The sequence below is a fragment of the Microbispora amethystogenes genome, from assembly GCF_016863015.1.
GTDB lineage: Bacteria > Actinomycetota > Actinomycetes > Streptosporangiales > Streptosporangiaceae > Microbispora > Microbispora amethystogenes.
In genome coordinates, this window is the sequence record NZ_BOOB01000036.1 from 117,120 (window position 1) to 129,459 (window position 12,340).

Sequence of the window (12,340 nt, forward strand, 5' to 3'; positions counted from 1 at the left end):
TCACGAGACGGTGTCAGAGCACCGACACTCCGGGGTGGTATTTGGGGATGCGCACCGTGACCTTGGTGCCCGCGCCGGGGCCGGTCTCCACGACCAGCCCGTACTCGTCTCCGTAGACCTGGCGCAGCCGCTCGTCGACGTTGGCGACGCCGATGCCGCCCGCCCCCGAGCGGTCCTCTCCGGCCAGCACGCGCCGCAGCCGTTCGGGGTCCATGCCGACGCCGTCGTCCTCGACGGTGATGCCGCACTCGGCTCCGTCGTCCTCGGCGATGATCGTGATCCGGCCGGCGCCGGGCTTCGCCTCCAGCCCGTGCCGTACGGCGTTCTCCACCAGCGGCTGCAGGCACAGGAACGGCACCGCCACCGGCAGAACCTCCGGGGCGATGCGCAGCGTCACCAGAAGCTGGTCGCCGAACCGGGCCCGCTCCAGGGTCAGGTAGCGGTCGATGGACCGCAGCTCCTCGGCCAGCGTCGTGAAGTCGCCGTGCCGCCGGAAGGAGTAGCGGGTGAAGTCGGCGAACTCCAGCAGCAGCTCCCTGGCCTGCTCCGGGTCGCTGCGGACGAACGACGCGATCGTGGTCAGCGAGTTGTAGATGAAGTGCGGCGATATCTGCGCCCGCAGCGCCCGCACCTCGGCCTCCATCAGCATCGTCCGGGACCGGTCGAGCTCGGCCAGCTCAAGCTGGGAGTCGACCCACCGCGCGACCTCCTGCGCCGCCCGCACCAGACCGGCCGAGGCGTGGTCGCCGTACGCCGCGAGCGAGCCGACCACCCGGTCGTCCGTGGTGAGCGGGACGACCACGGCGTGCCGGACGGGACACTCGGGCAGCGCGCAGGCGAGCGCCCGCACCTGGGTGCGGCCGTCCTTCAGCGTCTCCGCGGCGTGCTCGAACGCGTCGGCGGCGTGGTGGTCGCCCGCGCCGTCGTACACGAGCAGTTCCTCGCCGTTGGTGATGGCGATGGCCGGGGAGCCGAGCAGCTCGCGCAGGTGCCGCGACGCCTTGAGCGCGCCGGCCTGGGTGAGCCCGGCCCGCAGCGGCGGCGCGGCCAGCGACGCGGTGTGCAGCGTCTCGAAGGTCGCCCGCTCCGCGGGGCTGCTGCCGAGGTCGCGCCGGCCGCGCAGGACCCGCCAGAGCACGACGGCCGGCACACTGACGAGGACGGCGACGACGAGCGCCGTGACGACCGGTTCCACGCCGCCGCAGCCTACCCCCCGTCTACCGGGCGCCCGCTCGCGCGGCGGTGAGCGGTCCTCATCGGTCGCCGGAACGCCCGGACGAGCACGCCGGAGCCGCGTGCCTTCTAGGCTCGTCCTCGTGAAGACAGGCGGGTTCATCGATCGTGTCGTCACCGCCGTCGCGGTGCTCATCATGGATCTCGTCCTGCTGATGACCGCGGGGTTCGCCATCCGCCGGGCACGCGACCGCGGCGTGCTGTGCGACGGCGGCACGGTGTTCTGCTCGGGCGGGGACCCTGCTTTCGCGCAGTGGCAGGCGGAGATGGCTTTCCGCTCCGCCGTCGCCTACGGTTCCTTCGCCGTCATGGCCACGATCCTGATCGCCAGTCTGGTCGCCGGCCGGCGGCGTGGACGCGACGAAATCGTGATCATACAGCTCACGGCCCTCACGACCGTGGCGGCGCTCGCGGTCCTGTGGGAGCCGTACAGGCAGTGGTGACAGATCCGCGCGCGACGGCGACCAGCGCGCGGCTACTCGTCGTTCTCGTACGTCTCCCGGCACTGCTCCGTGCTCATGTCGCCGGGGGCGCACAGCCACACGTCCAGGGCGAGGTCGACGGTGCGCCGGCGGCCCGCCGACGTGTAGTGGACGCGAACGCCTTCGGCGTGCGCGGTGGCGTCACCGGTCTTCCCGTACTGCAGGCCGAGCTCCGTGCCGAGGGACTCCCCGTTCTTCGCGCAGACCGTGGTGACGGCGGAACCGCGGGCCGGGAAGCCGAGCTCGGTCAGCGGCCGCTCGGAGTTGCCGAGCATGGGGTGGTCACCTCGCCGCCGGAACGAGAACGCCTGTAAGGCGATTCCACCACTTGGGTTGATCAGGTCGATCCTGTCGATGACGGCCGCACCGGGCCCGTCCACGCACATGACCCAGCCGCCCAGTGAATAGGGCCGGTGGGCGACGACGCCGGGAAGCACGACACCGATCGAGACCTCGTCGTCCGTATAGGGGGAGTTGCTCAGATACAGACGTGGGCCGTCGGCCACGCTTCCGGTCGTCGTGACCACGACCACGACGGCCGTCAGGATCAGGCGGACGAGGGCGCGCACGGACACCGTCCCGTCCGGCACCTCACTCACCGGCGTCCAGCGCGGCGCGGATGCGGGCGGCGTAGTCCGCGATCTCGGCGTCGCCGTCGTACTTCACCCGAGGCCAGAAGAAGCCGCGCAGGCCGTCCTTGCGGTTGCGCGGCACGACGTGGACGTGCAGGTGGGGGACGCTCTGGCTGATCCGGTTGTTCATCGCGACGAACGTGCCGGCCGCGCCGGTGCCCGCCTCGACCGCCCGCGTGACGGCCCGGACCCGGGCGAAGAACGGCCCGACCTCCTCCGGTGGAAGATCCGCGAGGGTCTCGACGTGGCCGCGCGGGACGACGAGCACGTGTCCCTTGAACACCGGGCGGGTGTCGAGGAAGGCGGCGGCGACCTCGTCGTCCAGCACCACCCGCGCGGGCCGCTCCCCCGCCGCGATCTCACAGAACACGCAGCCGTCCACGGGGTCCATTCTGGGTCAACCGCCGGGGGCGCCGCGCGGAGGCCGGGCATCCGCCGCCGTCTCCGTGCGGCCGGCGTACGGCGGATGCCCGGCACCCCGAGGGATCTACTCCTGGGCGTTCTTCGCGGCCCGCTGAGCGTCCTTCTGGACCCGCTCGATCTGCGCCTGAGTGACATTCAGCGCGCCGAACTGCTTGACCGCCTGGTAGTAGGTCCAGGCGAGGCCGTCGCAGGTGCTCTTGCTGACGCCGGAGTATCCCGCGCAGACCTGCTTCATGTCGAAGTAGAACGCGTCGTCCACATGCGACTTGTTGCCGGAGAACTGGTTCACGGCCTTGTAGTTGCGGTAGCCGAAGTCGTGCCGGCGGCAGGGCATCCTGAAGTCGAACCCGAGCGGCTGGTCGGGGCTGCTGGAGCACAGGTCCGTCGACCAGTCGAAGGCGTAGTCGGCCCAGCCCGACTGGTTCTGCCAGGCCGAGCGCCAACTGGCGGCGCTGGAGGCGGTGGCCTGGGTGAAGGTGGACAGTGCCGCGAGCTTCTGTTCGAGGGTCACGGCGTGTGCGGGGAGAGGCGACGCGAGCAACGCGGCGAAGGAGAGGGCGGCGGCGGTGAGGGCGCGTTTGACCATGGGCTCTGCCTTTGGGTGGGGGGTGCTCTCACGGCAGGAATCTGCCACCGCCCAACAATGAGCCCATGTATTCGGAAATTCTCGCGCCAGACCAGATCGAGATCACGGCGCACGTTCGTGAACAATCGCTCTTTACAGCAAAAACGTGTTCTTGTAAGTGAGCTCTGCCTTCTTCTGAGCCTTTCCCCATCGCCGGGGCGCGACGACCGTATCCCGGCCTGTCACACCCCGGCGACGGCGGCCCTTGTGCGGACGCGCCCCGTCAGCCCGTGCGGGACTCGCTCAGGCCCTCTTCCGGGACGGGCTCCTTGGGGGGATCCCGGGGATCGACGTACGGCTCCGCGGGGGACTCGCCGTCGGCGATCCTGCGCCCGCGCTGGAGCTCGGCGTCGAGCTGGGCTCCGGTCAGGATGACGATGTTCGACAGCCACAGCCAGATGAGGAAGACGACCACCGCCGCGAGCGTGCCGTACGTCTTGTTGTAGGAGCCGAACCGCGCGACGTACAGCCCGAAGCCCGCGGAGACCACGACCCACGCCACGACGGCCAGCAGGCTGCCCGGGCTGAGCCAGCGCACACCGGGCTGGCGCACGTTGGGCGCGGCGTAGTAGAGCAGCGTGATCATGCCGGTCGCGAGCAGCACCAGGACCGGCCACTTCACGATGCCCCAGATCGTGACCGCGGCGGGCCCGAGACCGAGCATCCCTCCGGCGATCTCGGCGAGGCGGCCGGTGAAGGTCACGGCGAGCACGGAGGCCGCCATCAGGACCACCAGCAGGAGCGTCAGCCCGACCCGGAGCGGGGTGACCTTCCAGAACGGACGGCCCTCCCTGATGTCGAAGATGGCGTTGGTCGCCCGGATGAAGGCGCCCATGTAGCCGGAGGCGGCCCACAGCGCGAGCAGCAGACCGCCGATCGCGAACACGCCGGCGGTCCCCTGGTGCTGCTGCACGTTGGCGAGGCCGGTCTGCAGCAGTTCCTGGACCGGCCCCGGCGTCAGCGACTTGACGTTGTCGAGCAGCGGGCCGATGGCGTCCTGGCCGAGCAGGCCGAGGATCGACACCAGCACGATCAGACCCGGAAAGATCGAAAGGACGGCGTAGTAGGTCAGCGAAGCCGCCCAGTCCTGGACGTTGTCCTCCTTGAACTCCTTGGCCGTGCGCTTGGCGACCCCGATCCAGTCGCGTCGCGACAGCCTCTCCAGCGGCCCCTGCTCGTCCTCGGGGTCGGTCATCGGTGGGCGAACCTCCGGGTGAACGTGCTGTTGTGCTTCGCGGCCGGGAACATCCGGGCTCCGCGCGTCGTGCGGCTCCCGCCGAACACGCCCTTGCCGGACGCGCTCTTCCCGAACATGCCCTTCCCGCCGAGCATGCCCTTGCCGAACATGCTCTTACCGGACGTGCCCTTGCCGAACATGGCCTTTCCGCCGAAGACACCGCCGCGGCCGAACATGCTCTTCCCGAACACGCCCTTGCCGGGCGTCGTGCGGAACATCGCCGGGCGGCCGCGCATGCGGGTCTTCTTGCCGTACAGACGGATCCGCGCCGGCAGGCCGGCCTTCGCGGAGAGGCTCCGCCTGACCATCCCACCCCGCTTGCCCAGCCCGCCCGGTCTGCTCAGGAAGATCGGCATGCCGAGCCCGGTGGTCTTCGCCGTACGGCCCCCGCCCCGGGTGACCCGGCGCAGCAGCAGCACCGCGCCCCCGGCGGCGGCGACGGCTCCGGCGGCGGCCAGGAGGTCCGGGCGGTTCCTGACCTGCTCACCGGCCCGGCCGGCCGCCTCGCGCATGTGCGGCGGGGCGGCTTCGCGCACCCGCCCGGCCACTCCGGTGGCCCTGGCCCGCGCCGCGGTCATGGTCGCGTGCACGCGCTCCTGGGCCCGCCCCTTGATGTCGGCCTTCGCGGCCAGGGCCTCGATCGTGTCGCCGAGGTCGTCGCGGGTGCGCTCGATGTCCCGGCGCACCTCCGAGATCTCGTCGTGGCCCTTCTCGTGCTCGCCGGTTCTCTTCCCCGTCTCGGTCCTCGTGTCCCTCGCCGTCTCGACGGGCTCCGGGCCGGGCCTGGCCTGCCGTACGGCGTTGAGCGACTCGGGCTCGGTGACCGGCTCTGACACGTCCTGTCTGTGCACTCCCACGGTCCCGGCGTTGGGCCGGGCCGCACCGGGGTCGGTCTCGGTCATCTGCGCGCACTCTCCTTCATGACGTCGATGTCTGCCTTGAGGCTGCGCATCGCCTCGTCGGGAGTGGGCGGCGCCGCCCGGGACATCTGCTCCTTGCCCACCAGGGCGAGCAGCCCGGCGATCGCCAGCAGCGCGGCGCCCACGATCAGCGCGGCGGCCCAGGCCGGCAGGATCAACGCGAGCGCCAGGATCGCCGTGGCCACGAGGGCACCCCCGCCGAGCAACGCGACGACGCCGGCGGCGCCGAGCAGGCCGGCGCCCATGCCGGCGCGCTTGCCCTTGCGAGTCATCTCCAGCCGCGCCAGTCGCAGTTCGTCGCGGATCAGCCGGGAGACGTCCTCGGACAACCGGCGGACGAGATCGCCTGTGGACGGCGACTCCTTCTGGATGGTCATGGCCTGCCTCCCTTCCAGGTTGGGAAGCGCCTACCCACAGCCAAGAGCCCTAACCACCGCCGTCCCCGGGGTGAACGGTGAGGCCGGAACAGATGAAAGTTTCAGTTCCGTACGCACACGTTTTTTGTCACGGACCGGCAAAAGGCCAGCAAGGGGCCTCGGCTCACCGCACCGCACGGTTACAGCGTGAGGCTCCCGCAACGCGTCATTGACATACGGGGGGCCCAATCCACAATCCTGAGGTGGGAGCGCTCCCATCGTATCGGTTCAGATCCACCCCTGCCCGCATCGGCTGTCGAATCCGCTACCTGGCATTTCTTCATCCGATGCTTCCCACCCCTATTCTTTTTGGAGACCCCCCGCAAATGCGAACGAGAGCTCTTAGCACGGGAGCGCTCCCACGATCGCGGAGACGGATCGCCCTGCTGGCGGCCGCCACCGTGTCCGGTGGCCTCCTCGTCGGGCTGACGCAGACGCCTGCGTCCGCCGCCGTGGCCTGTGATGTCCAGTACGCGCTCAACTCCTGGGGTTCGGGCTCCGGCGGTTTCACCGCCAGCCTTGACATCAAGAACCTGGGCGACCCGATCAGCAGCTGGACGCTGAAGTTCAACTTCCCCAACGGGCAGAAGTTGTCGAACGGCTGGTCGGCGAACTGGAGCCAGAGCGGCACGACCGTCACGGCAACGAACATGTCGTGGAACGGCAACCTCGGGTCCGGCGCGACGACCAACGTCGGGTTCCAGGGAACGTGGACCGGCAGCAACAACAAGCCCGCCTCGTTCTCCGTCAACGGGGTGACCTGCGGGGCTACCCAGAGCCCGTCGCAGTCGCCGTCCCAGTCGCCCTCGCAGTCCCCGTCGCAGTCCCCGTCGCAGTCCCCGTCGCAGTCGCCGTCCCAGTCCCCGTCGCAGTCGCCGTCGCAGAGCCCCTCCGCGTCGCCGTCGACGAGCCCCGGGACGGACAACCAGTACGTCAAGAACTTCCTCACGATGTACAACAAGATCCACGACCCGGCCAACGGGTACTTCTCGCCGCAGGGCGTGCCGTACCACTCGGTCGAGACGCTGCTCGTGGAGGCGCCGGACCAGGGCCACGAGACGACGTCCGAGGCCTACAGCTACTACCTGTGGCTGGAGGCGATGTACGGCAAGGTCACCGGCGACTGGTCGAAGTTCAACACCGCGTGGCAGTCGATGGAGAAGTACATCATCCCGGCGCGCGCCGACCAGCCGACCAACGACAAGTACGACCCCAGCAAGCCGGCGACGTACGCGGGTGAGTGGAACGACATCTCGGGGTACCCGTCCAAGCTGGACAGCGGCGTCAGCGTCGGCACCGACCCGATCGCGAACGAGCTGAAGAGCGCGTACGGCACCTCCGACATCTACGGCATGCACTGGCTGCTGGACGTCGACAACACCTACGGCTTCGGCCGCTGCGGCGACGGCACCACCAAGCCGGCGTACATCAACACCTACCAGCGCGGCCCCGAGGAGTCGGTCTTCGAGACCATCCCGCAGCCGTCCTGCGACACCTTCAAGTTCGGCGGTCCGAACGGGTTCCTCGACCTGTTCACGGGTGACGCGTCGTACGCGAAGCAGTGGAAGTACACGAACGCGCCGGACGCCGACGCCCGCGCCGTCCAGGCCGCCTACTGGGCGCTGACCTGGGCGACCGAGCAGGGCAAGCAGTCGCAGATCTCCACCTCCGTCTCGAACGCGGCGAAGATGGGCGACTACCTGCGCTACTCGATGTACGACAAGTACTTCAAGCAGCCCAACTGCACCAGCACCTCCTGCCCTGCGGGCACCGGTAAGAACGCGTCGAACTACCTGCTGTCCTGGTACTACGCCTGGGGCGGCGCGTACGACACGTCGGCCGGCTGGGCGTGGCGCATCGGCTCCAGCCACAACCACTCGGGTTACCAGAACCCGCTGGCGGCCTGGGCGCTGTCGAACGTCAACGCGCTGAAGCCCAAGGGCTCGACCGCGGTCACCGACTGGTCGACCAGCCTCACCCGCCAGCTGCAGTTCTACAAGTGGCTGCAGTCGGCCGAGGGCGGCATCGCCGGCGGCGCGACCAACAGCTGGGAGGGCCACTACGCCGCCCCGCCGTCCGGTCTGCCGAAGTTCTTCGGCATGGCCTACGACTGGCAGCCGGTCTACCACGACCCGCCGTCCAACCAGTGGTTCGGCTTCCAGGCCTGGAGCATGGAGCGCGTGGCGGAGCTCTACTACGCCAGCGGCAACACCGACGCCAAGGCCATCCTCGACAAGTGGGTCGCCTGGGCGCTGGCCGGCACCACGGTGAACTCCGACGGCAGCTTCCAGATCCCCTCGACGCTGGTGTGGACCGGTCAGCCGGACGCCAGCTTCAGCGGCACCGGGATGCCGCCGGCCAACTCCGGCCTGCACGTGAGCATCCGGGACTACACCGACGACATCGGCGTGGCCGGCTCCTACGCCAAGACGCTGATGTTCTACGCGGCCAAGTCGGGCAACGCCCAGGCCAAGGCCACGGCCAAGGCTCTCCTGGACGGCATCTGGAAGAACAACCAGGACGCCAAGGGCGTGTCGGTCAACGAGACCAAGGCCGACTACAACCGCCTCGACGACCCGATCTACGTCCCGTCCGGCTGGAGCGGCAAGATGCCGAACGGCGACCCGATCAACAGCAACTCGACCTTCATCTCCATCCGGTCCTGGTACAAGAACGACCCGGACTGGCCGAAGGTCCAGTCGTACCTGAACGGCGGCTCCGCGCCGGTCTTCCGCTACCACCGCTTCTGGGCGCAGACCGACGTCGCCACCGCTCTCGGACAGTACGGCCTGCTCTTCCCGAATGGCTGAGCACGCCCTGTAGACCGGGGTGCGGTGTCGCCTGACCCTTCACCGCACCCCCAGTAAGCCGGGGCGCGGCGGCGCCTGACCCGCCGCCGCGCCACCGATCCCCCCACCTATGCGAGGCACATCTCCATGCGGCGTACGTTCCCGGCTCTGGCGGCGCTGATCATCTCCTCGGCGGTCGTCCCGGCCGCCGTCCCCTCCACCGCCGCGGCGGCCCCGGCGTACAACTACGCGGAGGCCCTGCAGAAGTCGCTCTTCTTCTACGAGGCCCAGCAGTCCGGCAAGCTGCCGTCGACCAACCGCGTCTCCTGGCGCGGCGACTCGGCCCTGAACGACGGCAAGGACGTCGGCCTCGACCTGACCGGCGGCTGGTACGACGCGGGCGACCACGTCAAGTTCGGCCTGCCGATGGCGTTCAGCACGACGATGCTCGCCTGGGGCGCGGTCGACTACCGCGACGCCTACACCTCGTCCGGGCAGATCTCCTACCTGCTCAACAACCTGCGCTTCGTCAACGACTACTTCATCAAGGCCCACCCGTCCGCGAACGTCCTGTACGGGCAGGTCGGCAACGGCGGCGACGACCACAAGTGGTGGGGACCGGCCGAGGTGCTGCCGATGGCCCGGCCCGCCTACAAGATCGACGCCTCGTGCGGCGGCTCCGACCTGGCCGGCGAGACCGCCGCCGCGATGGCCGCCTCCTCGATGGTCTTCCGGCCCACCGACGCGGCGTACGCCGACAAGCTGCTCACCCACGCCAAGCAGCTCTACACCTTCGCCGACACCGTGCGGGGCAAGTACAGCGACTGCATCACCGACGCGGCCGGCTACTACAAGTCCTGGAGCGGGTACAACGACGAGCTGGTCTGGGGCGCGATCTGGCTCTACCGCGCCACCGGCGACTCCTCCTACCTCGCGAAGGCCGAGTCGGCCTACTCCGGCCTCGGCACCGAGCCGCAGTCGACCACCAAGTCGTACAAGTGGACGATCGCCTGGGACGACAAGTCCTACGGCTGCTACGCGCTGCTCGCGAAGCTGACGGGCAAGCAGCAGTACGCCGACGACGCCAACCGCTGGCTCGACTGGTGGACGGTCGGCGTCAACGGGCAGAAGGTCGCCTACTCCCCCGGCGGCGAGGCCGTGCTCGACCAGTGGGGCTCGCTGCGTTACGCGGCCAACACCGCCTTCGTCGCGCTCGACTACAGTGACTGGCTGACCGACGCGACCCGCAAGGCGCGCTACCACGACTTCGCCGTCCGCCAGATCAACTACGCGCTCGGCGACAACCCACGCAAGTCGTCGTACATGGTGGGCTTCGGCGCGAACCCGCCGCGCAACCCGCACCACCGGACCGCGCACGGCTCCTGGTCCGACAACCTCAACGAGCCGGCGCAGAGCCGCCACATCCTGTACGGCGCGCTCGTCGGCGGCCCGACGTCGGCCAACGACGCCTACACCGACAGCCGCAGCGACTACACGATGAACGAGGTCGCCACCGACTACAACGCCGGGTTCACCAGCGCGCTGGTCCGGCTGGTCAAGGAGTACGGCGGCACGCCGCTGGCCGGCTTCCCCGGCACGGAGACCCCTGACGGACCGGAGATCTACCTCCAGGCGTCGGTCAACGCCACGGGCTCGACCTTCACCGAGATCAAGGCGCTCGTCGTCAACCACTCGGCCTGGCCCGCGCGGGCGCTGAGCGACGGTTCGTTCCGCTACTACTTCACCCTCGACGGCGACACCACGCCCGGCCAGATCACGCTGAGCTCGGCGTACACCCAGTGCAAGCAGCCGACCGGCCCGACGCAGTTCTCCGGGAAGATCTACTACGTCACGATCGACTGCTCGGGGCAGGTCGTCGCCCCGCAGGGGCAGTCGCAGTCGCGGCGCGAGGTCCAGTTCCGGATCGCCAGCTCGGGCACGTGGGACCCGTCGAACGACTGGTCGTACAAGGGCGTCGCGACGACGCCAGGGTCCACGCCGGTGACCGTGGAGAACATCACGCTGTACTCGGGCTCGAACAAGATCTGGGGCAACGCGCCCGGCACGGAGCAGTCCCCGTCGCCGAGCCCGTCCGCGAGCCCGTCCGACAGCCCCTCCCCCTCGCCGAGCCCGTCGGTCTCCCCGTCCCCGCCCCGGTCGCCGTCGCCCAGCCCGACGCCGACCTGCCCGCCGCAGAACACCGGCTCGTGCGACCCGCCGCTGTCGCCGTCGCCGTCGGCCACCCCGACGCAGCAGGGCAAGGCCTGCACCGCCACGTACAAGATCACGAGCTCGTGGCAGGGCGGCTTCCAGGCGGACGTCACCGTGAAGAGCTCCGGCACCGCGGCCATCACCGGCTGGACGGTCGGCTGGACGCTGCCGAGCGGCCAGAGCATCTCCCAGCTGTGGAGCGGCACGCTCAGCCAGAGCGGGTCGAGCGTCACGGTGAAGAACCTGTCCTGGAACGGATCGCTGGCCCCCGGCGCCACCACGAGCTTCGGCTTCACCGGCAACGGCAACGGATCCGTCCCGTCCCCCGTCACCTGCACACCCGCGTAGCCCCCGTCCCGGGCTCGCCCTGATCGCCCGCCTTCCCCAGTCGGACCCCTCTCTGGGGAAGGCGGGCATCCACCTTTTTCCTGAGACGTTTCCTGGCAAGTCGGCACCACCCATACGGACATGACCGAGGGAAGGAAGGCTCGATGTTCAGGAGGACAATCGCCGCGGCGGCGCTGGCCCTGGCGTCCGCGGGAGTCACGGCGGCCACGGCCGCTCCCGCCTCCGCCGACTCGATCGGCTGCACGGCGAGCTATGTGATCAGCAGCGTGTGGGGTGGTTCGCAGAGCCACGGCGCGCTCGTGCAGGTGACCGTGCGCAACAGCGGGTCCTCGGCCATCAAGGGCTGGCGCGTGTCGTGGCGCTACACCGACGGCACCGTCGTCAACCAGGTCGGCGGAGCCGTGTCACTTCCGGTGATCGGCCTGCCCGGCATGTACGCGTTCGGCAACGAGAGCTACAACGGCGCCCTCCCGGCGGGCGGCTCGGCCGTCTTCAGCCTGCTGACCAGCGGGGGCGGCAGCGCCGCTCCCGCTGTCACCTGCACGCCCTCATGACCGGCGCCTGAAGGCGGCGGTCACACGACGATCCCCCCGGGAGGCCTCCTCCCGGGGGATCGTCATCTTGCGCCATGTCGTGCGACACGTCAGAAACGGTTCACCAAGATTCGCCGGCCTCCGTCACCAGGCCTCCGGCGGAAGGTTCACGTCGCCGACCCGGTCGTAGATGACGGTCTCGTCCGCAAGCCTGACAACCACCACACGGCGGGCCAGCCCCGCTCTCTCCAGCGCCTTCGCGGACTCCACCGCGTTCTTCGCGTAGTGGTAACGGTCACGGCTACCGGTGTACGGGCTCTCCCTGTCACACCTGACCTCGTAGCGGTCGTCAGGCCACGGATGGGCGAGCCCGTCCAGGGTGCGGCGCTCGATAGCGGTCGCGGTCATTGCACACCTCTCTTATCGCGGGGACCCCCGCTCAGAAAGACCCCCCTGCCCCCCATTCGTCCAAGTATTCCTCATATGCAACA

Annotated in this window: 12 protein-coding genes; 4 read left to right on the top strand and 8 right to left on the bottom strand. The window is 69.6% G+C overall.

Going from position 1 to position 12,340, the window contains the following annotated elements:
- Positions 1–13 precede the first annotated feature (13 nt).
- Entirely contained in the window at positions 14–1,195 is a 1,182-nt protein-coding gene (locus Mam01_RS22790; protein ID WP_204287245.1) for a sensor histidine kinase, read from the bottom strand.
- Positions 1,196–1,316: 121 nt separating this feature from the next.
- On the opposite strand from Mam01_RS22790, the gene Mam01_RS22795 reads away from it, so the two are divergent.
- On the top strand, positions 1,317–1,676 hold the full coding sequence (locus Mam01_RS22795) for a hypothetical protein (RefSeq protein WP_204287246.1): 360 nt from the start codon (positions 1,317–1,319) through the stop codon (positions 1,674–1,676).
- A 32-nt stretch (positions 1,677–1,708) separates the two neighbouring features.
- Here Mam01_RS22795 and Mam01_RS22800 read toward each other — a convergent pair whose 3' ends face one another.
- The 6 genes from Mam01_RS22800 to Mam01_RS22825 form a co-directional block, all read right to left on the bottom strand.
- Positions 1,709–2,314, bottom strand: a complete 606-nt coding sequence (locus Mam01_RS22800) for a hypothetical protein (RefSeq protein ID WP_204287247.1) — start codon at positions 2,312–2,314, stop codon at positions 1,709–1,711.
- Positions 2,307–2,738 (bottom strand): HIT family protein, encoded by a 432-nt coding sequence (locus Mam01_RS22805; protein ID WP_204287248.1) that lies wholly within the window; start codon positions 2,736–2,738, stop codon positions 2,307–2,309. The genes Mam01_RS22800 and Mam01_RS22805 overlap by 8 nt, the downstream gene beginning before the upstream one ends.
- A gap of 96 nt (positions 2,739–2,834) precedes the next feature.
- Positions 2,835–3,356, bottom strand: coding sequence for a phospholipase (locus tag Mam01_RS22810; RefSeq protein ID WP_204287249.1), 522 nt, complete (start codon positions 3,354–3,356; stop codon positions 2,835–2,837).
- Between the two features lie 262 nt (positions 3,357–3,618).
- Positions 3,619–4,590, bottom strand: a complete 972-nt coding sequence (locus Mam01_RS22815; RefSeq protein WP_204287250.1) for a YihY/virulence factor BrkB family protein — start codon at positions 4,588–4,590, stop codon at positions 3,619–3,621.
- The gene (locus tag Mam01_RS22820) at positions 4,587–5,534 is read right to left on the bottom strand and encodes a DUF3618 domain-containing protein (RefSeq protein ID WP_204287251.1); all 948 of its coding nucleotides are present in this window, start codon (positions 5,532–5,534) and stop codon (positions 4,587–4,589) included. Before Mam01_RS22820 ends, Mam01_RS22815 begins: the two co-directional genes overlap by 4 nt.
- Positions 5,531–5,929 carry a phage holin family protein gene (locus Mam01_RS22825; RefSeq protein WP_117409578.1) on the bottom strand — a complete coding sequence of 133 codons (399 nt, stop codon included), beginning with the start codon at positions 5,927–5,929 and terminating at the stop codon, positions 5,531–5,533. The genes Mam01_RS22820 and Mam01_RS22825 overlap by 4 nt, the downstream gene beginning before the upstream one ends.
- A gap of 365 nt (positions 5,930–6,294) precedes the next feature.
- Between Mam01_RS22825 and Mam01_RS22830 the strand changes: the two genes are divergently transcribed.
- The 3 genes from Mam01_RS22830 to Mam01_RS22840 all read left to right on the top strand — a co-directional run bounded on the left by Mam01_RS22830 (position 6,295) and on the right by Mam01_RS22840 (position 11,870).
- Complete coding sequence (locus tag Mam01_RS22830) at positions 6,295–8,778, top strand: glycoside hydrolase family 48 protein (protein ID WP_204287252.1); 2,484 nt, start codon at positions 6,295–6,297, stop codon at positions 8,776–8,778.
- Between the two features lie 126 nt (positions 8,779–8,904).
- The gene (locus Mam01_RS22835) at positions 8,905–11,316 is read left to right on the top strand and encodes a glycoside hydrolase family 9 protein (RefSeq protein WP_204287253.1); all 2,412 of its coding nucleotides are present in this window, start codon (positions 8,905–8,907) and stop codon (positions 11,314–11,316) included.
- A gap of 143 nt (positions 11,317–11,459) precedes the next feature.
- Entirely contained in the window at positions 11,460–11,870 is a 411-nt protein-coding gene (locus Mam01_RS22840) for a cellulose binding domain-containing protein (protein ID WP_204287254.1), read from the top strand.
- A gap of 123 nt (positions 11,871–11,993) precedes the next feature.
- Here Mam01_RS22840 and Mam01_RS22845 read toward each other — a convergent pair whose 3' ends face one another.
- Positions 11,994–12,257 (bottom strand): hypothetical protein, encoded by a 264-nt coding sequence (locus Mam01_RS22845; RefSeq protein ID WP_150931511.1) that lies wholly within the window; start codon positions 12,255–12,257, stop codon positions 11,994–11,996.
- Positions 12,258–12,340: the final 83 nt, after the last annotated feature.